Annotated in this window: 25 protein-coding genes; 24 read left to right on the top strand and 1 reads right to left on the bottom strand. The window is 50.5% G+C overall.

Going from position 1 to position 26,328, the window contains the following annotated elements; translation table 11 throughout:
• The 21 genes from pstB (KKF06_04580) to glgA all read left to right on the top strand — a co-directional run.
• Positions 1-186: phosphate ABC transporter ATP-binding protein (gene pstB / locus KKF06_04580; protein MBU1617039.1), on the top strand; the 186-nt coding region annotated here is incomplete at its 5' end.
• A gap of 16 nt (positions 187-202) precedes the next feature.
• Positions 203-871 (top strand): phosphate signaling complex protein PhoU, encoded by a 669-nt coding sequence (gene phoU / locus KKF06_04575; GenBank protein MBU1617038.1) that lies wholly within the window; start codon positions 203-205, stop codon positions 869-871.
• An 81-nt stretch (positions 872-952) separates the two neighbouring features.
• Positions 953-1,807, top strand: a complete 855-nt coding sequence (locus KKF06_04570; GenBank protein ID MBU1617037.1) for a phosphate ABC transporter substrate-binding protein — start codon at positions 953-955, stop codon at positions 1,805-1,807.
• On the top strand, positions 1,804-2,685 hold the full coding sequence (gene pstC, locus KKF06_04565) for a phosphate ABC transporter permease subunit PstC (protein ID MBU1617036.1): 882 nt from the start codon (positions 1,804-1,806) through the stop codon (positions 2,683-2,685). Before KKF06_04570 ends, pstC begins: the two co-directional genes overlap by 4 nt.
• Complete coding sequence (gene pstA, locus KKF06_04560; protein MBU1617035.1) at positions 2,682-3,530, top strand: phosphate ABC transporter permease PstA; 849 nt, start codon at positions 2,682-2,684, stop codon at positions 3,528-3,530. The genes pstC and pstA overlap by 4 nt, the downstream gene beginning before the upstream one ends.
• A complete protein-coding gene (locus tag KKF06_04555; protein ID MBU1617034.1) occupies positions 3,524-4,276 on the top strand; it encodes a phosphate ABC transporter ATP-binding protein in 753 nt (250 codons plus the stop codon). Before pstA ends, KKF06_04555 begins: the two co-directional genes overlap by 7 nt.
• Positions 4,277-5,035, top strand: a complete 759-nt coding sequence (gene pstB, locus KKF06_04550) for a phosphate ABC transporter ATP-binding protein (GenBank protein MBU1617033.1) — start codon at positions 4,277-4,279, stop codon at positions 5,033-5,035. It begins immediately after the preceding gene.
• Between the two features lie 12 nt (positions 5,036-5,047).
• Entirely contained in the window at positions 5,048-5,719 is a 672-nt protein-coding gene (gene phoU / locus KKF06_04545) for a phosphate signaling complex protein PhoU (GenBank protein MBU1617032.1), read from the top strand.
• Between the two features lie 14 nt (positions 5,720-5,733).
• Entirely contained in the window at positions 5,734-6,114 is a 381-nt protein-coding gene (locus KKF06_04540) for a desulfoferrodoxin (protein MBU1617031.1), read from the top strand.
• A 3-nt stretch (positions 6,115-6,117) separates the two neighbouring features.
• Entirely contained in the window at positions 6,118-6,279 is a 162-nt protein-coding gene (locus KKF06_04535; GenBank protein MBU1617030.1) for a rubredoxin, read from the top strand.
• 5 nt (positions 6,280-6,284) lie between these two features.
• The gene (locus tag KKF06_04530; GenBank protein MBU1617029.1) at positions 6,285-7,469 is read left to right on the top strand and encodes an FprA family A-type flavoprotein; all 1,185 of its coding nucleotides are present in this window, start codon (positions 6,285-6,287) and stop codon (positions 7,467-7,469) included.
• Between the two features lie 2 nt (positions 7,470-7,471).
• Entirely contained in the window at positions 7,472-7,891 is a 420-nt protein-coding gene (gene sixA, locus KKF06_04525) for a phosphohistidine phosphatase SixA (protein MBU1617028.1), read from the top strand.
• A 33-nt stretch (positions 7,892-7,924) separates the two neighbouring features.
• Positions 7,925-9,304, top strand: coding sequence for an FAD-dependent thymidylate synthase (locus tag KKF06_04520; protein MBU1617027.1), 1,380 nt, complete (start codon positions 7,925-7,927; stop codon positions 9,302-9,304).
• A 121-nt stretch (positions 9,305-9,425) separates the two neighbouring features.
• On the top strand, positions 9,426-11,609 hold the full coding sequence (locus tag KKF06_04515; GenBank protein MBU1617026.1) for a hypothetical protein: 2,184 nt from the start codon (positions 9,426-9,428) through the stop codon (positions 11,607-11,609).
• Entirely contained in the window at positions 11,560-13,737 is a 2,178-nt protein-coding gene (locus KKF06_04510) for a DUF1926 domain-containing protein (protein ID MBU1617025.1), read from the top strand. Before KKF06_04515 ends, KKF06_04510 begins: the two co-directional genes overlap by 50 nt.
• A 17-nt stretch (positions 13,738-13,754) precedes the next feature.
• The gene (gene galT / locus KKF06_04505) at positions 13,755-14,792 is read left to right on the top strand and encodes a galactose-1-phosphate uridylyltransferase (GenBank protein MBU1617024.1); all 1,038 of its coding nucleotides are present in this window, start codon (positions 13,755-13,757) and stop codon (positions 14,790-14,792) included.
• Between the two features lie 2 nt (positions 14,793-14,794).
• Complete coding sequence (locus KKF06_04500) at positions 14,795-15,058, top strand: glycogen-binding domain-containing protein (protein MBU1617023.1); 264 nt, start codon at positions 14,795-14,797, stop codon at positions 15,056-15,058.
• 4 nt (positions 15,059-15,062) lie between these two features.
• A complete protein-coding gene (locus KKF06_04495) occupies positions 15,063-16,040 on the top strand; it encodes a DUF4912 domain-containing protein (GenBank protein MBU1617022.1) in 978 nt (325 codons plus the stop codon).
• Positions 16,041-16,044: 4 nt separating this feature from the next.
• Positions 16,045-17,631 (top strand): DUF1957 domain-containing protein, encoded by a 1,587-nt coding sequence (locus KKF06_04490; GenBank protein ID MBU1617021.1) that lies wholly within the window; start codon positions 16,045-16,047, stop codon positions 17,629-17,631.
• A complete protein-coding gene (locus tag KKF06_04485; protein ID MBU1617020.1) occupies positions 17,628-20,081 on the top strand; it encodes a mannose-1-phosphate guanyltransferase in 2,454 nt (817 codons plus the stop codon). Before KKF06_04490 ends, KKF06_04485 begins: the two co-directional genes overlap by 4 nt.
• Positions 20,078-21,511: a glycogen synthase GlgA gene (gene glgA / locus KKF06_04480; GenBank protein MBU1617019.1), complete on the top strand. Its 1,434-nt coding sequence runs from the start codon at positions 20,078-20,080 to the stop codon at positions 21,509-21,511. Before KKF06_04485 ends, glgA begins: the two co-directional genes overlap by 4 nt.
• 7 nt (positions 21,512-21,518) lie before the next feature.
• Here the strand turns inward: glgA and KKF06_04475 are convergent, their stop codons facing one another.
• Positions 21,519-22,277 carry a hypothetical protein gene (locus KKF06_04475; protein ID MBU1617018.1) on the bottom strand — a complete coding sequence of 253 codons (759 nt, stop codon included), beginning with the start codon at positions 22,275-22,277 and terminating at the stop codon, positions 21,519-21,521.
• 105 nt (positions 22,278-22,382) lie between these two features.
• Between KKF06_04475 and KKF06_04470 the strand changes: the two genes are divergently transcribed.
• From KKF06_04470 to KKF06_04460, 3 genes are read left to right on the top strand one after another with little or no spacing between them, the layout of a single operon-like run.
• Positions 22,383-23,126, top strand: a complete 744-nt coding sequence (locus tag KKF06_04470) for a YebC/PmpR family DNA-binding transcriptional regulator (protein MBU1617017.1) — start codon at positions 22,383-22,385, stop codon at positions 23,124-23,126.
• Positions 23,127-23,183: 57 nt separating this feature from the next.
• Positions 23,184-25,577 carry an HD domain-containing protein gene (locus KKF06_04465; protein ID MBU1617016.1) on the top strand — a complete coding sequence of 798 codons (2,394 nt, stop codon included), beginning with the start codon at positions 23,184-23,186 and terminating at the stop codon, positions 25,575-25,577.
• Between the two features lie 35 nt (positions 25,578-25,612).
• The gene (locus tag KKF06_04460; protein MBU1617015.1) at positions 25,613-26,323 is read left to right on the top strand and encodes a phosphatase; all 711 of its coding nucleotides are present in this window, start codon (positions 25,613-25,615) and stop codon (positions 26,321-26,323) included.
• The last annotated feature ends 5 nt before the right edge of the window (positions 26,324-26,328 follow it).

Here is a 26,328-nt window from a genome sequence, read left to right as displayed (position 1 = left end):
CATGAGCTCAAAAAAGATTATACGATCGTGATCGTGACCCACAATATGCAGCAAGCGGCCCGGGTCGCCGACTTCACCGGTTTTTTTCTCCTTGGCGAGCTGGTTGAATTTGACGTTACCGGGAAAATATTTACCGCGCCGTGCGACAAGCGGACCGAGGATTACGTGACCGGCAGGTTTGGCTAAATAAAAGGAGTGCGTTATGGATCATAAAAGAGTTTTCGACCAGGAACTGATTGATTTTAAGACGATTATCATGAAGATGGGGGGATTGGTCCAAAGCTTGATCCATCGCGCGATTGAAGCGTTGGAGTGTCAGAATGTCGCGCTGGCGGAGGAAGTTATCAGCGCCGACGAAGAGATCGATCGGCTTGAACTGGAGATTGATGAGCAGAGCATCCAATTGATCGCTCTGCGCCAGCCGGAAGCTTCCGATCTCCGGTTGATCATGACCGGAATGAAGATCGCCAACGACCTGGAACGGATCGGTGACCTGGCCGAAGACATTGCCCGACGGGCGAAGGAGCTGGCCGCGCCGCCCAAACTAAAAACCCCTCCTGATATAGCGGAAATGGCGCGACAGGCGAAAAATGCGGTTGCCAAAATACTTGACGCTTTCATCAACCTGGATCCGGTCAAAGCCAAAGAAGTATGGGAGAACGAGACTATCGTCGATAAATTACGAGATAATGTCCATAATGTTCTTGTCCGGGCCATGAGCCAAGACGGGCAGGATATTCGCCGGACAATTCAGCTGCTACTGATCTCACGCCATTTAGAGCGGATCGTTGATCATGTTACCAATTTAGCTGAAGAAATCATTTACCTGGTAGAGGCAAAAGTGGTGAAGCACCGTCGGCCGCTTAATTAATTAACCGCTTGTTAACATGCCTGTAACATACGCGTAACAATCAAACGCCATAATTTATTTATTAAACATTAGGGGGTTAATATGATAAAAAGGATTGGACTTTATACTATAGCCATTGTACTGGCGATTTTGGTTTCTGGCTGCGGCAGTGGAAAGAAAGCGCTCCAGATCAAAGGGTCTGATACGATGGTGAACTTGGGACAGGCTTGGGCCGAAGAGTTTATGAAAGTAAACCCTGGTTTATCGGTTGCGGTCACCGGGGGAGGATCAGGGGTAGGGATCGCTTCGCTGATCAACGGAACGACCGATATTGCGGAAACGTCGCGCGATATGGAGCCAAAAGAGATCGCTCTGGCCAAAAAACGGGGGGTTCAGCCCAATGAGATCCGGGTGGCCAATGACGGGATCACGATCATTGTTAATCCGGCAAATCAGGTTAACCGGTTGAATGTAAAGCAATTGTCCGATATTTATTCCGGCAAGATAAAAAACTGGAAAGAGGTAGGCGGCAAAGACGAGAATATTGTCGTGTTGTCAAGGGACCGAAACTCCGGCACTCATGTCTTCTTTTCTGAACATGTCGTGAAAATGGGGGATCCCAAGAACACCAATGAGTTTGCCCCATCGGTCTTAATGATGCCATCCAACCAGGCGATCGTCGAAGAAGTGGTTGCTAACCGGTCGGCCATCGGCTATATTGGCCTGGGTTATTTGTCATCCAGGGAAAAGGCGCTGGCGGTTTCTGCCGGCAGCGGAACCTCATATGTCATGCCATCCATTAAAACCGTGACCTCAAAAGAATACCCGATCGCCCGTTCACTGCAATTTTATACCAACGGCGATCCTGTTGGCGAAGTTAAGTCTTTCGTTGATTTTGTTTTGAGCGCCGAAGGCCAAAAGATCGTCTTGAAAATGGATTTTGTTCCTATAAAATGAAAAAGATCGCTGAACAACTGATCGAGAAACTGATCTTCCTGTCGGGGATCGCCTCGATCGTTTTTGTCCTGCTGATCTTCTTTTTCTTGTTGAAGGAAGGATTGTCCCTTTTTGCTTCGGTCAATGTTTTTTCTTTTTTGTTCGGCACCAAGTGGTATCCGATCTCGAACCCGCCGCAGTTTGGCATCTTGCCCCTGATCCTTGGTTCTCTGCTGGTAACATTGGGGGCGGTGGTGATCGCCGTGCCGCTGGGGATCGCCTCTGCCCTTTACATTGCTGAAGTAGCGCCAAAATGGCTGAGTGAAATATTAAAGTCCGGGATAGAGCTTCTCGCGGCGATCCCCAGCATTGTCCTTGGTTTTATCGGGATCGCGACCCTGGCCCCGTTCTTGAAAAATGTTTTTAATTTACCCAGCGGTTTGACCGCTCTGGCCGGTTCCATCATGCTCGCTTTTATGGCGATGCCGACCATCGTTTCGATCATCGAGGACTCGATCAATTCGGTCCCGCGCAGTTACCGTGAAGGGTCGCTGGCGCTCGGGGCGACCCGCTGGCAGACGATCTACCGGGTGATCCTTCCGGCCGCTTCGTCAGGGATCCTGGCGGCGATCATGCTTGGGATCGGGCGGGTGGTCGGCGAAACAATGGCGGTCCTAATGATCACCGGGAACGCGGCGGTTATTCCGACCAGTATTCTCCAGCCGGTCAGAACCCTGACCGCGACGATTGCCGCCGAGATGGGGGAGGCTGTTTCCGGTAGCGAGCATTATTTCGCGCTGTTCGCGATCGGGATCGTCCTTTTTGTGATAAGTTTTATTATTAACCTGATCGCCGACTTTTTCATGAACCGTAATAAAAAGAGGAATAAAAAGAAATGATCGATTCGAAAATTAAGGAAAAGATCGCTTTTGCCCTGCTTTTTCTGGCGACGATTATTGTTATCGCCCCGGTCGCCTTGATCCTGGTCATTTTATTGATCAACGGCTTGCCCGCTTTAAGTTTTGAGTTCATTTTTTCCATTCCGAAGGATGGGATGCGCGCGGGTGGGATCTTTCCGGCGCTGGTCGGTACGATTTACCTGATCATCGGGACCGCTATTTTTGCTATCCCTTTTGGGATCCTGGCGGCGATCTATTTAAATGAATACGCCAAACGAAACAAATTGACCAGGGCGATCGAACTGGCCATTATCAATTTGTCCGGCGTCCCGTCCATAGTTTACGGTTTATTTGGCCTTAGCCTCTTTGTTGAATTTCTTGGGTTCGGGGTCTCGATCATGGCCGGCTCGCTGACCCTGGCGATCATGACCCTGCCGGTGATCATCACCGCGACCCGGGAAGCGCTAAGCTCGGTGCCGCGGTCGTTCAGGGAGGTCAGTTTTTCCCTGGGGGCTTCACGCTGGCAAACGGTCCGGCACGTTGTCTTGCCGAATGCTATTCCGGGTATCCTGACCGGGACGATCCTGGGTCTTTCCCGGGCCGCCGGGGAAACAGCGCCTATTCTTTTTACCGTTGCCGCTTTTTATTTGCCGAAACTGCCAACCTCTATGTATGATCAGGCGATGACCCTCCCTTATCATATATATGTCCTTTCAACCCAGGTTCCCAACGTCAGCGTGAAAATTCAATATGGTACCGTTCTGGTCCTGGTCGGCATGATCTTTGTTTTAAATATATTTGCCGCGTATCTCCGGTCATATTTCAGGAAGAAAAAAACATGGTAAAAAACAAAATTGAAATATCCGGTTTAAATGTCTGGTACGATGATGCCCACGCGTTAAAGGATCTGACCTTAAATGTTTTTGAGCATGAGATCTTGGGGGTCATTGGACCGTCAAACAGCGGCAAAACCTCTTTTCTCCGGTGCGTTAACAGGTTGAATGATCTTCATGATAATTTTAGATCGGGCGGGGAGATCAGCCTTGATGGCAAGGACATTCATGCGCTGGATATCCACCTTCTGCGCAAGCGGATCGGCATTGTTTTTGCTTTGCCTCTCCCTTTGCCTTTGTCAGTTTTTGATAATATCGCCTATGGGCCGCGGATGCATGGGATCACTGAACGGACAAAATTGCTGGAGATCGCCGAACGGTCGCTCCGCGCCGCCGCTCTTTGGGACGAAGTGAAAGACCGTTTGGAAACCTCCGCTTTTAAACTGTCTGGCGGACAACAGCAGCGGCTCTGCATTGCCCGGACCCTGGCGGTAGGGCCGGACGTGATCTTGTACGATGAGCCCTGTTCCGCCCTTGATCCGATCTCAACCTTAAAGATCGAGGAAGCGATGCGGAGCCTGAAAACCGAATATACGCAGATCCTGGTTACCAACAATGTTAAACAGGCGGCCCGGGTCGCCGACCGGACCGCCTTCTTTCTGATGGGGGAGATGATCGAGCTGAATGAAACAAGAAAGCTCTTTACCGCCCCGGATGACAAGCGGACCGAAGATTATATTACAGGCAGGTTTGGTTAAATGCAAAAACCGATAATCGCTGCTAATAAGTTGAATTTTTATTATGGTTCGTTCCATGCCTTAATAAATATCGATCTTGAAGTCGGACGGAACAAGATCACCAGTTTGATTGGCCCTTCGGGCTGCGGCAAGTCGACGCTGCTGCGGGTCTTTAACCGGATGAACGATATGATCGACGGGGTGGTAACGACCGGCAGTGTCAAGATTGAAGAGATGGAGATCATTGGACCGCAAGTCGATCTGGTCGACCTGCGCAAACACGTTGGGATGGTCTTTCAGCGGCCGAACCCGTTCCCTCTTTCGGTCTTTGAAAATGTCGCGTTTGGTCTGCGGATCCGGGGGGAGCGGAGAAAGAGTGTTTTAGAGGAGGCGGTCTGTAAAAGCCTCTCCTCGGTCCTCTTGTTCGACGATCTCAAAGATAAGCTGTCGCTGAACGCCCTCCAGCTGACCCTGGAACAACAGCAGAGGCTCTGCATTGCCAGGCTGATCGCGGTTACGCCGGATGTTTTGTTGATGGATGAGATCTGTTCGGCCCTGGACCCCATGGCGACGATGAAAATAGAATCCCTGATGATGGAACTGAAGAAACAGTATACAATAGTAATTGTTACGCACAATATGCAGCAGGCGGCCCGTGTTTCCGATGAATGCGGCTTTATGCTGCTGGGGGAGCTGGTGGAGTTTGGCGACACCAAAAAGATCTTTACCTCGCCAGCTGACAGGCGGACTGACGATTATATAACCGGTCGTTTTGGATAGAAGGAGGAAAACATGGACCATAAAAGAGTTTTTGACCAGGAGATGGGGGAATTAAAGGACACGATCCTGAAAATGGGGGTCATGGTCCAGGGGTTGATCTACAAATCGGTTGATTCCTTGAAAAAATTGGACAAGGAGCTAGCCGAGGAAGTGGTCAGGGAAGACGAAAGGGTTGATCAGCTTGAGCTGGAGATAGACGAGAAATGTATCCAGCTGGTTGCTTTGCGCCAGCCGGAAGCGTCGGACCTCCGGTTTCTGATGACCGGAATGCGGATCGCCAACGATCTGGAAAGGATTGGCGATCTCTCTGAAGATATCGCCCAGCGGGCGATCGAACTGTCCGGCCAGCCGCTCCTCAAGCCTCTCATCGATATTCCCAAAATGGCGAGATTGGCCCAGGAATCGGTCGGGCTGGCCCTTGACGCTTTTATTAACCGGGACCTGAAAAAAGCCAAAGAGATTTGGGCAAAAGAAAAAGAGGTCGACAAACTGCGTGACCTGGTGCATGATGAACTGGTCGAGATCATGAGCAAGGATTCAACGACCGTCGCCAAAGCGATCCCGCTGTTGCTGGTCTCCCGGCATCTGGAGAGGATATCTGATCACGCGACAAACATTTGCGAAGATATCGTTTACATGGTAGAGGGGAAGGTCGTCAAGCATAGCGGCCGGCTAAGCGATTAAACAGGAGGGTGAACATGGCAAAGAAAATGGGTATCTATAAATGCGAAATCTGCGGGAATATTGTCGAAGTTTTGCGCGCGGGGGATGGGGAGCTGGTCTGCTGCGGCAAGCCGATGAAAGAACAGGTCGAGAACACGGTTGACGCGGCCAAAGAGAAACATGTCCCTGTCATCGAGAAAACAGCGGACGGATTTCTGGTCAAGATCGGGGCTGTCCCTCATCCGATGGAAGAAAAACATTACATTGAGTGGATCGAACTTTTGGCGGATGGCAAAGCTTATCGGAAATTCCTGAAACCGGGGGATAAGCCGGAAGCTGAATTTTGCGTCAGCGGCCAGTCGGCTTCGGCCCGCGAGTATTGCAATCTGCACGGGCTTTGGTCGGCGAAGGGGTAAAACATGAAAAAATATATCTGTCAGGTCTGCGGTTATGTTTATGATCCAGCTAAAGGGGGTCCTGACTCCGGGGCGGCGCCGGGGACATCATTTGAAAATTTACCGGCCGGTTGGGTCTGCCCGATCTGCGGGGCGGGGAAAGACCAATTTAAAGCGGAAGGATAAATATTATGGCGGTAAGAAGATTAAAAGATAAAATATTTGAAGTCGGGGCGATCGATTTTGACCGGCGGCTTTTTGACGAGTTGATCCCGCTCCCCGAGGGGACAAGCTATAATTCATATTTGGTCCAGGGGAGCGACAAGACGGCTCTGTTAGACACGGTCGATCCGGCCAAAGTCTCTTCTCTCGTTGAAAACCTGAACGAGCTAAGCATTGAAAAGATCGATTACATTATCGCCCACCACGCCGAACAGGACCATTCCGGCTCGCTCCCTTTCATTCTGGAGCTTTTTCCGATGGCCAAGGTCGTGACCAACGCCAAGTGTAAAGAGATGCTGATCTCTCTTTTGCTTTTGCCGGAAGAAAAATTCATAGTGATCAATGACCGGGAGATCCTTTCGTTGGGCGATAAAACTTTGGAGTTTATTTTTGCCCCCTGGGTCCACTGGCCGGAAACGATGCTGACTTACCTGAAAGAAGATAAGATCTTGTTTACCTGCGATTTTTTTGGCTCGCATCTGGCCGCCGCGCCGCTATTTGTGACCGATCAACCCCATGTTCTCCGCTCGGCAAAACGGTATTACGCCGAGATCATGATGCCATTTAGGACTTCAATCAAACAGCATCTTGAGAAATTAAAAACGGTCGATTTTACGATAATTGCTCCAAGCCATGGGCCGGTCTATGATCAGCCTGAAATGATCATGGACGCTTATGCCGACTGGGCCGGCGACCAGGTCAAAAATGAAGTGGTTCTCCCTTATGTTTCCATGCACGGGAGCACCCAGGAGATGGTCGAGTATCTGATCAACGCTTTGATCGCCAGAGGTATCGTGGTCAAGCCTTATAATCTTTCCAGGACCGATATCGGCGAACTGGCAATGGACCTGGTTGACGCCGCGACGATCGTTATTGGGACCCCGACCGTTTTAGTCGGTCCGCACCCGCTGGCCGCTTATGCCGCTCTGCTGGCCAACGCGCTTCGTCCCAAAACTAAGTTTGCTTCGATCATTGGGTCGTTTAGCTGGGGGGGGAAGATGGTTGAAATGCTCTCTGCCGCCATTTCTAACCTAAAGGTGACGGTCATTGAGCCGGTGATCGCCAAAGGCGCCCCGCGCGAGGCCGAATACGCCGCTCTTGATAATTTAGCCGACGAGATCAAGAAGAGCCATCAGGCGGCCGGGATCGTTTAAAGATGAAACTTTTTTTGCTTCGACATGGCGCGGCGGCTCCGTCAGCCGATTATAATGAAGACAGGGAGAGGCCGTTGACTGATGCTGGGCGGGAACAGATCGGTCGATTGGCAGATGAACTGGCGGAAGAAAACCAGGTTTTTGATGTGATCGTTACTTCCCCGTTTGTCAGGGCCTACCAGACCGCCGAGATCGTGGCCGATGCCTTAAAAGAGCGGGACAAGGTCTTTGTTGAGGACCTCCTGGCACCCGGTTGCGAGATGAGCGACTTGATGGATATCCTGGATCGAAACCGCCAATTTGAGCGGATCCTTTGCGTTGGCCACGAGCCCGATCTGGGCGAGATAGCCGGCCAGCTTCTTTTTCTGGACGATCCCCGGCCGCTTAAAAAAGGAGAGATGGTCGAGATCGAATTAAACTAGCTTGCCTGGGCCGGTCTATGCTAAAATAATCCCGTGAAAGTACTCCTCGCCGGTTATAATGTTGATACTGATGTTCTGGCCGAAATCTCCCGTGGTTCTTCCCGGGACGATCTTACTCCCGAGACCCTGTCGGCCGCCTACGCCAGGATATCGCGCGATCCCCGGCCGGTCGATGAACTCCGACTGATCGCCCGGAAAGAAGTAGGGAAAGCCCGCCAGTCAAACGCTAAGATTATTTTTGACATGGGACATTCCTCAGTTGCCGAGCACGCGGTTTTTAATTTTGACATTATCGATCTCTCCCGCCTGGCGATCGAAGAGCTGGAAAAATTTCGGCTTGCTTCCTACACCGAAAAATCACAGCGCTACCAAAAACTTGAAGATAATTGTTATATTCCAGCAGAGCTGGCTTCAAGCGAATTTGCCGGGCCAATTGCTGACTTGACGGAAAAACAGAACCGGCTGTATCAGGCCCTGCTTGGGCGCGGGGTCGAACCGGAAGACGCCCGTTATGTTACACCTTTATCGACTATGGGGCAGTTGGGGATGACGGTTAATGCCCGGACTTTGGAGTTGATGATCAGGCGGTTTGCCTCCAGCCAATTGGCCGAGGTCAGGGGATTGGGCAAAGAGCTCTTGGCTCTTGCCGCGAAAGTTGCGCCATCACTGATCCGCTATACCGAAGCGACCAACTATGAATCGCGGACTTCTGCCGATCTGCAAAAATTCTTCAAAGGTAAATGGGAGCGCAAGCGCTTCCGGTCTCAGCCTTGCGTTTTAGTCGACTATACAAAAGATGCTGATATTAAGCTGGTCTCGGCCTTGCTTCATTCTTCGTCAACAATCTCATACCTTAATTGCCGGCGCCAGGTGAAGGGCATGTCCCGGCTGGAAAGGGAAAAAGCGGTCAAACAGGCTTGTCGGCACCTGAACTTTTTCAACGCGGTTTTGCGGGAGTTTGAGCATGTCACCCTAACCTTTGACCTGGTCATGTCCGCCGGGTGTTTTGCCCAGTTGAAGCGCCATCGTCCTTTGACCTTGACGACTCAGCCTTACGAGCCGCTACTTGGCGTGACCTTGCCAGCCAGGCTGGTTGGTGATAATGAGGTTGAGGCGCTTATTAAAAAAACCAATGATTTGTTTTCTAAAATAGTTACTCATTTCCCGGCTGCCGCTCCTTATGTTTTGACCGGGGCACACCGCCGGAGAGCCTTGCTGACCATCAACGCGCGCGAACTTTATCATCTCTCTCGCTTGAGGGAAGATGCCCATGCCCAGTGGGATATCAACGAGCTATCCGGGGCGATGACCAAAATGGCCAAAGAAGTGATGCCGCTGACGATGCTGATGGTCGGCGGCAAGGATTCCTTTGTTCAGCGTTACCAGTCTGTGTATGGAGGAGGTGGAGAGTGAATACTCCGATAGTAATAACTTTGATAATTTGCGGGACGATATTTTTGATCACGGTCGTCGCTCTAATTTTTGCGATGTGGGTGATCAACAAAGGGGTTTCGATGTCCGAGAGAGAGAAAAGATGACCAATCGGCCGGTCTCCCTGGCGCTGGTCTGGCACATGCACCAGCCGTTTTATAAAGACCTGGTAAGAGGGGAATACTTTATGCCCTGGGTCAGGATGCATGCCGTAAAAGATTATTACGACATGGTCGCGGTCCTGGACCGCTTTCCCGATGTTCACGTCACCTTCAACCTGGTCCCTTCTCTCCTTTTGCAGATCGAGGATTACGTCCATAATAACGCGACCGACGTCCTGCTCGATCTGACCAGAAAAAACCCTTCTGACCTGACCCAGGCGGAAAAAGTCTCGCTCCTGCAGTACTTTTTCATGGCCAACTGGGAGACGATGGTTAATCCATATCCGCGCTACCGGGACCTTCTTTTGAAAAGGGGACGGTTTGTCTCCCAGGCCGAACTGGCCAAGGTTGCCAAACGATTTTCCCCACAAGAACTGCTTGACCTTCAGGTCTGGTTCAACCTGGCCTGGTTTGGCTTTATCTATCGCCATGAAGACCCGGTGGTTAAAGAACTTTTAGTCAAAGGGAAATATTTTTCCAGTGACGATAAAAAAGCGGTTATTCAGAAGCAGTGGGAAGTAATGGGGAAGATTATTCCAAAGTATAAGGAACTAAGCGATCGGGGCCAGATCGAATTGACCACAACCCCGTTCTATCATCCGATCCTTCCGCTTCTTTGCGATACTAACTCGGCGAAAGAGGCGATGCCGCTGGCCAAGCTCCCTCCTTCAGCTTTTCAGCACCCTGAAGATGCCGCCGCACAGATTAGCCAGGCGGTCGATTATTTTGCGGAGCGTTTTGGTTCAAAGCCGGCCGGAATGTGGCCTTCCGAAGGCTCGGTTTCTGAAGCGGTCATTCCGTTAGTAGCTCGGGCGGGGATTAAGTGGCTGGCAACCGACGAGGGTATTTTGGAGCGCTCACTCCATAAAATTGAAATGAGAGGGCGGGCCATGGCGGCGGCCGACCTTTATCAGCCATATTTAGTTGAGCATGATGGGGCAGAGGTCGCGATGATCTTCCGTAACCATTTTTTATCCGACCAGATCGGCTTTGTGTATCAACGCTGGGCAATTAACGATTCGCTCCGTGATTTTGCCTCTCATTTGCGTAATATCAAGATCAGTTTGCCGGATGATGGCAAAAACTACCTGGTCCCGGTCATTCTTGACGGTGAAAATGCCTGGGAATATTATCCGGACGGGGGAAAAAATTTCCTGGAGAGTTTTTACCAGAGCCTGTCCGACAGCAAATATATTCGCACCGTTAGGGTCTCCGATTATTTAAAGGAAAACCCGCCCCAGCGCAAACTGACCCGGCTGTTTGCCGGTTCCTGGATTAACAGCAATTTTAAGATCTGGATCGGTCACGACGAAGATAATTTGGCCTGGGATTATTTGAACAAGGCCCGGCTGGCTCTCGAGCCTTTCAAAAAAGAGGATCAACCGGTCGCCTGGCAGGAATTATTTATTGCCGAAGGGTCGGATTGGTGCTGGTGGTACGGCGATGACCATTCGTCCGAGAACGATCATCTTTTTGACGCGCTCTTTCGCAAGCATTTGAAAAATATTTACACTTTGATCGGTCGTGTCCCTCCCAAGTATTTAGATAACCCGATCAAGCAAATGAACGCTTTTGTCCGTCCTTTAAAGGAACCGTCTTATCTGATCAACCCGGTCTTAGACGGTGAAGTGACCAGCTATTACGAATGGCTCTCGGCCGGGGTTTATGATATATCCAAAGCGCGTGGCGCGATGCACCAGATCGAAACCCTCCTGAGGGATATCCATTTTGGTTATAGCCTGACCGATCTATACATCCGGCTCGGTTTGAATATTTCCATGTATTCGGAAGAGGCGAAGACCTTTTCTTTCGCGGTGGTCTTTACCCACCAGGTTGACCGAAAATATGAGATCGGCTTTGACCGGACAAAGGGGTATTTTGCCGCTCACTTGTATAGAATGGAGAACCATGCCTGGGTCCTTGACCGGGAGATGCGTTGCGGGATCGCCAAGATCATTGAGCTCGGCGTTCCTTTCGCGGCTTTGGGAGTGAAACCAAACGACAGGCTTGAATTTGTCGTTGTCATCAGCAAAGATGGCCAGGAAGTTGAACGCTGGCCAAAAGGCGGAGGAATAAATGTCACCGTCCCAAGCGATACATACGAACAAGAACAGTGGTCGGTTTAAAAATCGGCCGGTCGACCTGCTGTTGGCGGTCCATTGCCATCAGCCGGTAGGGAACCTTGACCAGGTCATAGAAGAAGCTTACCAGCGTTCCTATCTTCCATTTATCGAAACCTTGCGCCGTCATCCCCGAATAAAATTTGCCGCTCATTACAGCGGGGTCCTGCTGGAGTGGTTTGAGTCCCGCCATCCTGAATTCCTCGGCTTGCTAAAAGATCTGGTGAAAAAAGGGCAGCTTGAACTCCTCACCGGCGGGCATTACGAGCCGATCCTTTCCCTGATTCCGGACGAAGACAAGTACGGCCAGATCAGGATGCAAAACGATTATCTCAAGGGGAAGTTTGGTTCGGCGCCGCGCGGCATGTGGCTGGCCGAGCGGGTTTGGGAGCCGCACCTGGCCAGGATCATGGCCCAATCCGGCGTTGAGTACACCTTGCTCGATGATTCCCACTTTATTGCCGCCGGCCTGGAGAAAGAACAGCTTAGCGGTTATTACCTGACCGAAGAAGCGGGGGAGATGCTTCGGATCTTTCCGATCAGCCGGTATTTACGGCACGCCATCCCTTTCAAAAAACCCGACGAAGTCATGGACCATCTGCGGCAGCTTTCAATAAACCAGGGTTTGGCGGTGATCGCCGACGACGGCGAAAAATTCGGCCTTTGGCCAGGGACCCAGAAAGTATTTAGCAGCGGCTATCTCGATAAATTGTTTGACCTGATCGAAGAAGCCGAGTGGCTCAAGAGCCGGAGCTTTTCCGATTACTTGGAAGAAGAGCTTCCAGCCGGCAGAATATATCTGCCATCAAGCTCATATTTTGAAATGATGGACTGGTCGCTGCCGGCGGCGGCCGAGAAAAAATATAAACGGATCATTGACGACTTGAAAAAGAACGATTATCTGGAAGAATTCCTGCCGTTTTTAAGCGGAGGATATTTTAGGAACTTCCTGGTTAAATATCCGGAATCAAACCTGATGCACAAGAGGATGCTGCAAGCCAGCGACCGGCTCTCCCGGATGAAGAAAGGGAAGTCGCTCCTTGGCGAGAAGGAATTGGAAAGCCGGCTAAAAGAAGCGGAGCTGGCGGTCTATAAAAGCCAGTGCGGCTGCGCTTATTGGCATGGAGTGTTTAGCGGGATCTATCTCAATTACCTGCGCCACGCGGTCTATGAGAATATTCTGAAAGCGGAAGCGGTCATGGATAGCCATGCCCGGGGTAACGATGATTATGCCGACATAACGATCACCGACCTTGACCGCGACGGCCGGGAAGAAGTCCTGCTGACCAGCAGTATGCTCAATCTTTATTTTTCACCCGCACAGGGGGGGACATTGTTTGAGATCGATTATAAACCTAAGAATTACAATTTAATAAATACCCTGGCCAGGCGGGAAGAGGCCTATCACGAAAAGATTAAACCGCCTGCCTGGCAGGGGGGAGCGGAAATGTCAGACGCGGCCCGCAAAACTGTTGATCGGGCGAAAAAAGCCGGTTTGGATGAGCTTCTTATTTATGACCGGCATCCCAGGTTTTGCCTGGTCGATCATTTTTTAAGCGAGGGGACTACTTTGGAATCATTTAGCCGGAACAAGTTTAAGGAAGAAGGGGATTTTGAGGGAAGCTATACTTTTATGCCGCAAAGACGAGGGAGCGAAGTTTTGCTCAGGATGAAAAAAGATGGGCTGGTAAACGGGAAAGAGGTCAGGGTTGAAAAAGAGATCTCGATCATGGCAAAACAATCAATAATAAACGTGGTTTATGACCTAAGCAATATAAGCCAGGAAGTGGTCCACCTTTGGTTTGGCACAGAGTTTAATTTTTCTTTTATGAAGGGAAATATTAACGATAATTATTGCTTGGTCGAGGGCGAGGAAAAGAGCCTTATTACTGCTTCCGGCAAGTCGGAAAATATTTCTTCCCTGGGCATTGTTGACGAACGGAAAGGATTTGGTGTAGTATTGGCCCTGGATCGGCCGGCTGCTTTGTGGCGATTCCCGATCGAAACGGTTTCCATTTCTGAAGCCGGTTTTGAGAGGACCTTTCAAGGTTCGGTTCTTTTTCCAAATTGGAAGATTAGCTTGCATCCGGGCCAAAAATGGAAGATAAAGATAGCCTTGCGTATTGAGGAATAAACCTAGGAGGACTTAAAATGCCAGAGCTTCGTAAAGACCCTATTTCTGATCGTTGGGTGGTAGTTTCAACTGAGAGGGGGAGGCGTCCTTCTGACTTCGGCTCGGCCCCGATGGCTGAAGGAGCGGGCGAATCAAAATTTTGCCCGTTTGACGAAGGGAATGAAGGAAAAACCCCGAAAGAAATAATTGCCTGGCGTAAGCCGAACACCGCGCCCGACACTCCCGGATGGGATGTCCGGGTCACCCCCAACAAATTCCCAGCGTTGGTGATTGAAGGGGAAGTTAACCGTACCGGGATGGGAATATTTGACATGATGAGCGGGATCGGCGCCCACGAAGTTATTATTGAAACACCCAACCATAATTTGACCATTGCCGATATGGATGAGGCCCACATTGATAAGATCCTTTGGGCATACAAGCAAAGGATCGTCGACCTGGAAAAAGATAAGCGCTTCCGCTATATTTTGGTCTTTAAAAATTACGGAACGGCGGCCGGCGCTTCGCTTTCCCATCCGCATTCGCAGTTGATCGCCACGCCGATCACTCCGCGGTACGTCAAACTGGAGCTGGCCAAGGCCCGCTCTTACTTTTTAGAAAAGGAACGCTGTATTTTTTGCGACATGATCAGGCAGGAGCTGGGGACCGGTGAGCGGATGGTCTATGAGAACGAATATTTTGTCGCTTTTACTCCTTTTGCTTCCCGCTTTCCATTTGAGCTGTGGCTTCTTCCCCGCCGCCACGAATCCGGATTCCAGGAACTGCCGGACGAAGAGCGGATGCAGTTGGCCCGTTGTTTAAAAGATATCATGATGCGGCTAAAAAAGACCCTTAATGATCCACCCTACAATTACGTAATTCATACGGCGCCAAACTCGGTCCCCAGGCCGGGGAAACCGGATTATTGGGGGACGATCGGTTACGACTTCCACTGGCATATTGAGATCATTCCCCGCCTGACCAAGCAGGCCGGTTTTGAATGGGGGTCAGGGTTGTATATTAATCCGACCGCGCCAGAAGAAGCGGCCAAATATTTGCGGGAGGTTAAGATCTGATCATGGCCAAAAAGAAAGTTGTTTTTTCATTTAAAGCCCCGGTTTCCGCTAACGATGTAAGGATATGTGGAGAGTTTTCCAACTGGGAAAAAGGGGCGATCTTTATGAGCGAAGGGAAGGCGGGAGAGTGGAAAGCGACGGTTAATTTGGAGCCTGGCGAGTATCAATACAAATATTGGGCCGATGGCCAATGGTTCCTTGATCCGCAGACCGCGAGGGTAAACAATGGGCTGGGGGGGGAGAATTCAATCCGTTCGGTGAGGTGACATAATGCCCAGAAAAAAGAAAGTAATTACGGCGACGACGATCATTACCAGGAAGAAAACCGCCAGGAAAAAATCGCCGGCCAAAAAGCTGAACGCTCTGGCGGCCGCCAGGCCGAAGAAAAAACCGCGAACCAAAAAGATCAAGCCGCCGATCATTCCCTCTGGACCAAAGGTTGAGGAGGCCAAATATTACACCGGCCCGGTAATGCGGAAGTTTGAAACAGAGCGCGAATTTGAGCTCCCGGCAAGCTACGGAGACAACCGGATCGTGGCGATGGTCCGCGATCCTTACTGGTTCTTTGCCTATTGGGAAGTGAGCAGCCGGCGGCGCGATGAGATCGGCCAGATGGTTGGAGGCGATCTTTTCTCGCGGTCAAAAGAGGTCTTGAGAGTCTATGATACCGAGAACTGGAATTACTTTGACATTCAATTGACTGCCGGCTCCGCCAGCTGGTATATAAAGGTTCCGGCGCCCAATCGGACCTATTGCGTCGATATAGGGTTTCTTCTGCCAGACGGCCGGTTTATTGCTGCCGCCCGCTCCAACTGGATCACCATGCCGCTTGACCGGATGTCGGATCTTATCGATGAGGAATGGATGATCCCCGATTGGGAAAAGATCTATTCACTTTCCGGCGGGTTTGGCATAGGGAAAGGTTCCCAAGAAATAAGAGAGTTGGTGAAGAAGCGCTTTTTAGAAGAGTCGGGCTCTGGCTGGGTCTCTTCCGGGTCGGCCAGGGCATCGTTGCCGGAACGGCCGTTCTGGTTGACAGCTAATTGTGAATTGATCGTTTACGGGGCGACCGAACCAAGCGCCACATTAACCGTGCAGGGGAGAAAGATCGACCTGCGCGATGACGGTACTTTTAGCCTCCGCTTTTCCCTGCCGGACGGCGATCAGGTGATCCCGATCGAAGCGATCAGGGACGACGGAGCAGAACGCCGGCAAATAACCCCCAAGGTCGAAAGAAGAACCGAATAATCCAATGGAAAAAGGATATTTAGCGCTGGTCCTGCACGCCCACCTCCCTTTTGTCAGGCACCCTGAGCATGACGACTTTCTTGAGGAAGACTGGCTTTTTGAAGCGATCACCGAAACCTACATCCCGCTGCTCAAAGTCTTTGAAGGGTTGGTCAACGACGGGGTCGATTTCCGTTTGACCATGTCCCTTACGCCAAGTCTTGGTTCAATGCTGATGGACCCGCTTCTCCAGGACCGGTACGTCAAACATATTGACGGTTTGATCGAGCTTTCCGGCCGGGAAATGGAACGGACCCGCTGGCAGCCGGAATACCAGGCATTGGCGCAAATGTACCACGATCTTTTCATTGATTGCCGCGATCGCTTTCTAAATAAATACAATCGTAATTTGATTTACGCTTTCAAAAAATTCCAGGATCTGGGGAAACTGGAGATCATTACCTGCGGCGCGACCCACGGCTTTCTGCCGTTAATGGAAAGCAATCCCAACGCGGTCAGAGCGCAGATCAAAGTAGCGGCGGCACATTACCAGACGATGTTTGACCGCCGGCCGCGCGGGATCTGGCTTCCGGAATGCGGTTATTATCCCGGTTTGGACGAGATCTTGAAAGAAGAAGGGATAAGGTTTTTTCTGGTCGACACCCACGGGATACTGCACGGCACGCCCCGCCCAAAATACGGGGTATTTGCCCCGGTCTATTGCCGCTCCGGTGTCGCCGCGTTTGGCCGGGATATGGAGTCGTCCAAAGCGGTCTGGAGCGCCAACGAGGGGTATCCGGGTGATTACAACTACCGCGAGTTTTACCGCGATATCGGGTTCGATCTGGATTACGACTATATCCGTCCGTACATTCATACCGACGGAACCAGGATCAACACCGGGATCAAATATTACCGGATAACCGGCCGGGTCGATCTTTCGCAAAAACAGCCTTACGTAAGGCAACGGGCCCTCGACCGGGCGGCAGACCATGCCGGCAATTTTCTTTTCAACCGGGCCAAGCAGGTTGAGCACCTGCACGATTTTCTCGGCCGGCGCCCGATCGTTGTCTCCCCTTATGACGCCGAGCTTTACGGCCACTGGTGGTACGAAGGTCCGGATTGGCTTAATTTCCTTTTTCGCAAGATGCACTATGACCAGGAGGTTGTTAAGCCGATCACGCTTATGGAATACCTGGACCATAACCCGAAGAATCAGGTGGTTACTCCGTCGTTTTCTTCCTGGGGATGGAAGGGATACAGCGAGTATTGGCTGGAGGGTTCAAACGACTGGATCTATCGGCATCTGCACAAAGCGGCCGACCGGATGGTCGAGCTGGCCAAGCGTTTTCCCGATTCCGGCGGCCTTTTGCGCCGGGGATTGAACCAGGCGGCGAGAGAACTGCTTTTGGCCCAATCGTCCGATTGGGCTTTCATTATGAAGACCGGGACCTGCGTTTCTTACGCGGTCAAGAGGACCAACGATCATTTGGAGCGTTTCACCCGGCTGTATGAACAGATCAATAATAATTCTCTGGACGAACCATGGCTGGCCGATATCGAATATAAAGACAATATTTTCCAGCAGATCGATTACCGGGTTTACGCATGAAGGCGATAGTATTGGCGGGCGGGCTGGGGACCAGGCTCCATCCCTTAACGGTTAATATCCCCAAGCCTATGGTCCCGGTTGCTAACCGGCCGCTCATGCAATTTACCATGGAACTGCTTAAGCAAAACGACTTTGATGATGTGACCGCCCTTCTTTATCATCAGCCGGAGGTTATCAAAAAATATTTCGGCAACGGCTCAAAATTTGGCCAAAAGATCAGCTATATCGAGGCAAAAGACGATTACGGCACCGCGGGGGCGGTCCGTCTGGCGGCGGTCGACGTCAAAGAGACCTTTCTGGTGATGAGCTCGGATGTCCTGTCCGATTTCGATCTTAAAGCGGCGGTCGCTTACCACAAAGAAAAGCACGCCCAGGTGACCATTGTTTTGACCCGGGTCCCCAATCCTCTGCAATACGGCATTGTGATCCTTAACAGCGACGGCAGCGTCAAGTATTTTCTGGAAAAACCGTCCTGGAGCGAGATCTTTTCCGACACGGTCAACTGCGGGATGTATATAATCGAGCCGGAAATAGTTTCCCTGATCCCCGCCGGCCGTTCATTTGATTTTAGCCTTGATTTGTTCCCGCTCCTCCTGTCTAAAAAAGTCCCGATCTTTGGTTATATCGCGGCCGGGAACTGGCGCGATATCGGGAGCGTCGACGAGTACAGCCGGGCGTCGAGCGCTGTCCTCAAAGTTGGGGAAAAACGGATCGACAAAGAGGCGAAGCTTGCCGCCACGGTAAAGCTTGCCGGCAAGATCGTAGTTGGGGCCGGGTCGTTTGTGGCCGATAACGTTGTTCTGGAAAATGTTACTCTGGGGAGAGGCAATCAGATCGGGCGGGATACCGTGCTGCGGGACGTGATCCTCTGGGACAACGTAACCATAGGGAATGAGGTCAACGCCAATCGATCGATAATCGGGCAGGGGACCATTGTCGGAGAGAGGAGCCTGATCGAGGAAGGGGTCGTGATCGGTGACGAATGCAATCTTGGCAAAGAGGTTGTGGTCAAGCCTTACGTTAAGATCTGGCCGAAAAAAGTTGTTGAAGAAGGGGTGATAGTTTCCCGCTCGATGGTTTGGCGGGAGCGCTGGACCAAAGGGCTTTTTGGCCCGTTCGGGGTCAACGGTCTATGCAACGTGGAAATCACTCCGGAATTTGCCGCTACTCTGGGGACAGCTTACGCGACTTTGTTGGGGAAAGGGGCGCAGATCAGCACTTCCCGGGATTCGCATCCCGCTTCCCGAATGATCTACCGGGCCCTGTTATCCGGAGTTTTATCGGCCGGGGTTAATGTTTCAGACCTGGAAATGATCCCGATCCCGGTCAACCGCTATGAACTGAAAGCGCTAAAAAGCAGGGGAGGGTTCCACGTCCGGAAGTCGCCCTATGACAACAACGTTATCGATATTAAATTCTTCGATGAGAACGGAATGGACCTGTCATCGACCAGCGAAAAGAAGATCGAACGGCTCTTTTTTAGCGAAGAGTTCAGCCGGGCCGATATCAGCGAGGTCGGCGAACTCTCTTTTCCTTTTCATCGGGTGACCGAATACTATAAAGGCGGCCTGGTCAGTTTGATCGACCGCGACCTGATCCGCCAGGCAAAAATGAAGGTCGTTGTCGACTACGCGTACAGTTCGGCTTCGCAGATTTTTCCGTCGATCCTGGGGGATCTGGGAATTGAAGTTATCGCGATCAATGCCTATATTGATGAGACCAAGATCACCAAGAGCAAGACCATGTTTGAAAAGGGATTAGCGGAGCTTTCGCAGATCGTCAAATCGCTGAAGGCCGATCTGGGGATAATGCTCGATACCGGAGCGGAAAAGGTCTTTTTATGCGACGAGAGTGGCAGGATCCTGGACGGGGACCTGGAGTTGGCGATCATGACGGTCCTGGTCTGCCGGGGGCGCAGAGGCGGGCAGATCGCTGTTCCGGTCAAAGCAAGCCGGGTGATTGACCAATTGGCGGCCAAGTATGAGGCCAAAGTCGTCAGGACAAGGGTTAGTGTCCGGTCGATGATGGAGCGTTGCCATAAAGGGAGCACCTATTTCTTCGGCGAGACCCAGGGTGGTTTTATTTTTCCGGAATTCCAGTGCGCGTTCGACGCCATGTTCTCGTCGGTCAGGCTGATCGAATTGCTGGCCAGGAACAAGACCAGGCTTTCGGCGATCGCGGAAGAAGTGCCGAATATTTGTATGCATTCTAAAGAGATCTCCTGCGCCGCGGAAAACAAAGGGAAGGTCCTCCGCTCGATCATCGATTCGATCGGGAACGCGGAAGTTGATTTGACCGATGGGGTCAAGGTTTTTCACGGCGAAGACTGGGTCCTGATCCTTCCCGACCCGATCCGGCCGGTCATTCATATTTACGCGGAGTCCGATCGGGACGATAAAGCCAGGAAACTGGTCGATCAGTATGTCGAAAGGATCGACTCTATTATATGAGAATATTATACGTTTCGTCGGAGGTCGTCCCCTTTGCCAAGACCGGCGGCCTGGCCGATGTCGCCGGGGCTCTCCCAAAAGCGTTAAAGCGGATCGGCCATGATGTCAGGGTCTTTATGCCCCGTTACAAGATGGTCGATCCGGAAAAATACAACCTAACGAAAATATTCCCCAATATATATGAAGGCAAAATTCCCGGGACCGAGGTCATTGTTTATTTATTTGACGATCCCGCTTTTTTTGGCGACAGGGAAGGGCTTTACCAGCAAAACGGGGTCGATTATCCGGACAACCTTGAGCGGTTTTCCGCGTTTTGCCGGGCCGCTTTTCCCCTGTTAAAAGAGCTCAATTGGCGGCCGGATATCATTCATGGCAATGACTGGCAGTCGGCGCTGATCATTGCTTTGTTAAAGAAAGCCTATAAGGATGATCCGTTTTTTGTCAGGACCGCTACCGTATATTCCATCCATAACATGGCTTATCTTGGACTCTTCCCTAAAGAGAAGCTCCTTTTTACCGGTTTGGGTTGGGATCTGTTCAAGCCGGATGGATTGGAGTTTTGGGGAGAGATCTCCCTGTCCAAGGCCGGTATTATTTTTGCCGATGTAATAAGTACGGTTTCAGAAAATTATGCCAAGGAGATCCAAACAACCGAATATGGGGCCGGGTTAGACGGATTGCTCAGGGCGCGAACCCAGGATGTTTTTGGCATTATCAACGGGCTGGATTATGAGATCTGGAACCCGGCGACCGATCCGAACATTGTCAAACGCTACAGTCCGGCGACGATATTTTTAAAGGCCGATAATAAGATCGAGCTCCAGCGGCGCAATAAACTGCCGGAGAACAAAGATATCCCGGTTCTCGGCCTGGTCACCAGGCTGGCCGACCAAAAAGGGCTGGATATTTTATCTGAAGCGCTGGAAGAGATCCTGGCAATGGATTGCCAGATGGTTATATTGGGAACAGGGGATCCCAAATATCATGCCTTGCTTACCGAAGAACATGAGAAATTCCCCAAAAAGTTGGCGGTCAACCTGGAATTTGACGCGATGCTCGCGGAGCTGATCTACGCGGGGGCCGATTTGTTCATGATGCCGAGCCGGTATGAGCCGTGCGGATTGGGACAGTTGATCGGTTTCAAGTACGGGACGATCCCGATCGTCCGCCGGACCGGCGGTTTAGCCGACACAGTCGGTGATTTTGACCAGCGGGTTGGCAAAGGTGAGGGTTTTGTTTTTGAGAAGTACAGCTCTGCCGCGTTGATCGACGCGGTAAAAAGGGCGGTTGCCGTTTATAAACAAAAAGAGCTCTGGGAGACATTGCAGAAACGGGTGATGAACCTTGATTATTCCTGGGACGCGTCGGCTAAAAAATATATCGCGCTATACCTGAAGGCTTTGAAAAAGATCGGCATTGCTCCACTTTAAGAGTTATTTAAGGCTGGGCCGGATATTCATGGGGAAACACATAATTTTGCATAATGTAATATTTTTGGGAAGCGGCATTTGAGGCCTGGGCTTTTTGTTTGAAATATCCGCTATCCAGCACGAAACTCGCGTAAGAGTAAGCGAAATCCTCTTTGGGGCTTTCTACCGCTGAAATATGTTCTTCGTTGGGATAAAAACTATATCTCAGCAGATAGTCTGCTTCATTCAGGGTTTTAGGATTTCCATCCGGGTTAAAAGAAATTGTTCCAAATTTGCCGTTATAGCAAGCGATATCCAAAGAGTTGTGGCCGATCTCGTGGACCAGGGAATATTCCCAATAATGGGGCAGACCTGGAGTGGTGGGGACCGGTTCCTTCATTAGCCAATTGGTGCTGATATTGACATAACAAGACCTGGAAGAATTTCCATTTGACGAATCAACTGATATGCAAACCCGTTCACCTGCCGCCCCGGGAGTGAGTAGGTTTGGCGTGAAAATGATCTCTTTGATACCCTGGTATGAGCAGGATGGAAGGGCCAGGAGCAATTGGTTGGTTCTCTTGGTTAAATAGGCTTGTTCCGGTTGAAACTGAGGGTCGTCTACGGTAATTTTTACCTGTTGGCGTTGGCACTCCATCTGATTCAGGCTTAGGCACTCTTCCGGCTTAATGATCTTGCCGGAACAGGCGCTTCCGGCATTAATTGCCAGGGGAAGAGCCAAGAGCCGGATGGCCCTAAAAAAGCGCCCATGAATGATATTTGGCATTGTCGCTCTCATATTCTATTTTATTATCGATAAATACGGCTAATAATTTCAAGCGGCCATCATTGTTTTACAGAATTAGTTATACTATGCTAAAATAACTCTAATATGTCAGGTCATTCTAAATGGGCGACAATTAAAAGAGCAAAGGCCAAGACCGATGCCGCTCGGGGTCGGATCTTTACTAAGATAATCAGGGAAATATCGACCGCGGCAAAAGTTGGCGGGGGAGACCCGGCGGCCAATCCCAGGCTTCGTTTATCGATCGATAAGGCAAAAGCGGCCAATATGCCGAACGATAATATTAAAAGGGCGATCGAAAAGGGGCTTGGCGGCGGCGACGCGGTGATGGAGGAGCTAACATACGAAGGGTTTGGTCCGGGGGGATTTGCGATCCTGGTCAATGTAATGACGGATAACCGGAACCGGGCGGCTGGAGAGATCCGCAATACTTTTGATAAACATGGCGGCAACCTTGGTTCTTCCGGCAGTGTTTCCTATCTTTTTAATCGCCGGGGGAGCATTGTCCTGGAAAAAGCGGGCATCGATGAGGATAAATTAACCCTGGCCGCGATCGATGCCGGGGCCGAAGACATCATTTCCGAAGACAAAACGATCGAGGTCCTGACCACCCCGGAGAACTTTGAAAAGGTCAAGAATGCCCTGCAGTCTGCCGGGTTTAATCCGGTCCAGGCGGATATCGCCATGATCCCGACGACCACGGTCAAGCTGACCGGCGAAACGGCGCAAAAGGCTCTCAAGCTGGTGAGTTTGCTTGAAGAGCACGACGATGTTCAGGAAGTCTTTACCAACTTTGATATCTCCGAAGAAGAGCTGGAAAAAGCCGGATAATTAGCCCTCATAATTGAAATTTTCTCCACTTTTTAACGATAATTATCTGTAATGACTATGGCAAACAGGGTTGTAATAAATTTAAAAGGATTATCGGTCAACTCCTTCAGGAAAGTCCTGGAAAAAGCGACCTCCAAACGGACATTGGCGGCTATTCAAGAACGGGTTTTAGCCAGAATCATGGGCAGTCCTCACCTTCCGGCAAGCGTTAAGGCTGAAGCCCAGGCTCTTTTTCTAGAAATGGACTTACGTAAACCTCTTCTTCCCGATCTTTCCTCTGCCCGTAACGCGACTAAGTTAAAGAGGGAAATGGTTGTTTTCTCTCTCCAGCGTATCCAGGCCAGGTTGTTTCTGGGGCAAAAATCGTTGTCAGCCGCCGAATTGATCGAGCTGAACAATGAGGCTTGTTCGCTGATCAATGGCGCCAGGGGAGAGCGCTGTATAAAAAATATGATCGGGGTTGTTTTACTGGAGATCGGGGCCAGGATCGACCGGATCGGCCATGCAGAGCGAGATCACGATAAAGAAGTCGACAAAATGTTAGAAGTCCAGACCAAGCTATTTTTCTCCAATGACCCATTAACTAGGGATGAATTATTCCAAATCGAACAGAAAATAGTCGGGATCCAAGAGAAAGTCAAAGGCTGGCTAGGCCTGGAACGTCTTTCGGCTGTTATTTTGCTGGAGATATCTGCCCGGCAATATCGCCTCGAATGTGATACGAAGCCGGTGATGATCGAGCTTAAAACAGACGGTATGCTCTTGCCTCCCGCTCCCCGGCCGGCTTACCGTGAATTTACGGGCGAGATCGGCCTTACTCCGGTAATTATTCAATTAATTGATAATGTTAAATCATCGGGTCAAATGCTCCCATTTTCCAGGAATATTGGCGAGCAAGAGCTTCAAGACATCGTTGGGCACGGCTTTTTAAGGACCAATGGCCGACAAGTAAAATATTTCCGTTATGGCTTAAGCCATGAATACGGAGAAATAGTTGTGGTCATGAAACCGGGTTTTTGGGAAACAGAGAAAGACCGGAGCAGGGTGGTCAGTCTGTTTTTGGAGGAGTTTAAGGGACAACGGGTAGTCAATAAAGTGCACATATTTGAAAAATATCCGAAACGAGAAGATCTTGTCGCTATTTGGGGGAGCGATGAAAGCTGGAAGATCTTATTTGTTGACCCGGAAGAACAATTTCTTTGTCCCAAGGGGAATATCTTTGAGTTGCTGGGTAATATACAAATTAGCCAGCAGAGAATGGATCAAATGATAATGCTTCTATACAGCGGCAGAGTTCATGCGGTCAAACAAATGGACGATAAAATTGGCAAAGAGAAGCTGTTCAAGGACCTGGCTCAAAGGGTGGAATATAACAGGCGGTTAGGGCAAGCACAGGCCAAGCCTCAATGTGTAGGACATACTGTTCTTATGGGAGACGCGGATAAATTGATGAGCACTTATCCGCAACTTGAGGTCCCTCACGATGTCCCTCTTGATCAGGTCCAAAGGATTATGGTCCCGGATCATTTATGGGACCAGACGGTTAAATTGGTTGAGGCAAGAAGGCCGGAGATGCTCAAGCTCCTTTGCCGGGTCAAAGGGACCGGCCAGACCAAAGATGAGTTTCAGGCCGGTAGAGAGAATTTAACCAGACGATCGAGCAGGCATCACGGTTCATTTGAACCGGTTTTCGGCTACGATTCGTTCTTTTTATTTGAGCAGGCTTATTATCGGGAAATGCTGGCGGCCTACCGCCTGGCCGAAACGACCCAAACTTCAAGGCTGGCGGTCAATCCCCCTCTTGCCGGTTGCATCGCGATCCAGCCGGACACTGCGTTCAGGGCCCAACTTCAATATCCTGATTTTCTCGCTCTAATCCCGTCGGGCAATCCCTTGCGTCGGTTGATCGGATTACAGCAAAACCCGTCTCACAGCGGCCTTGACCCATTGCAGCACACATTTAACGCTTTGCATCTGCTGGAAACAGACGATTTAGCCAGTCGGGGGATTGTTATGCCTACAGGTTTTAAGCGTCCGCTTAAAGAATTGTTAAGGATCGCCCTCTTGTATCATGATGTTGGCAAGTTAAGTGACCCCGTTAACCCTCGACATGCCGATCAATCAGCGCTGATTGCCGCCGGGATTCTGGCGGATCCGCTTGTTTCTGGTGTTGGTAAGCTTACCGCTCAAGAAACAGAGTTCATATTAACCCTGATCCGGACACATCACTTATTTGGTGATATCAATAAAGAGAACCTCCCTTTACCGGAAGCTGTTGATCGGGCCAAAGCCCAATTATCCGCCTCTGCTTTCTCTTCGGCGGAGATGTTCTATTTCCATTTGCTGATCGCCAGCGCCGATATACATTCGATTCCAGGTGTTAGAGCCCGGATTGTTCCGGAAAAATGGGATAATTATGTCGATGGAATATACAAAGCGTTGCTTTTTTAGTCATAATTCCTAGTATTTCATGCTAAAATAAGCTCATGAAGTACGTCGCCGATCTCCATGTTCACACGATCTCTTCCGGTCACGCTTATTCAACTATGGAAGAGTACGCCTCCCAGGCGAAGAAAATCGGGTTAAAAGCATTTGCTCTGACCGACCACGGACCGGCGATGCCCGGCGGCCCGCACCTCTATTATTTTGCCAACATGAAGATGGTCCCCGAAAAGATCGACGGGGTCAGGCTCTACCGGGGCTGTGAAGTCAACATTATCAGCGCCGATGGAGAAATTGACCTGTCTGATTATGAGCTCAATGAATTGGAAATAGTGATCGCCAGCCTTCACCCCAGGGTTGGCTGTGACAATCAAGGGGAAGAAAAAAACACCGAAGTTCTGATCAAAACCATCAAGCGCAATCCTAAGGTCAATATACTCGGCCATATCGGTAATCCCAAGTTCCCCGTTAATATCCCGGCTGTTGTAGCCGCCGCTAAAGAGGGTAAAGTACTGGTTGAATTAAATAACAGTTCTTTTATCAGCCGGCCCGGTTCCTGGGACAAATGTTTGCAGGCGGCCCGGGAGATAAAAAAACTGGATTGGCTGGTGGCGCTGGGGACCGATTCTCACGCTTCCTGGATGCTGGGGGACTTTCGCAAATCGGAAGAATTGATCAAAGCGGCCGGTTTAAGCGATAAGCATATCGTCAACACTTCTTTCGAGAAGATCGAGAAGTATTTGTTGGAACGATGAGATCA

This window comes from Candidatus Margulisiibacteriota bacterium (genome assembly GCA_018822365.1).
Classification (GTDB): Bacteria; Margulisbacteria; WOR-1; order O2-12-FULL-45-9; family XYB2-FULL-48-7; genus XYB2-FULL-45-9.
The sequence above is the reverse complement of the archived record's forward strand: the minus strand, read 5'-3'. Positions and strand labels throughout refer to the sequence as shown.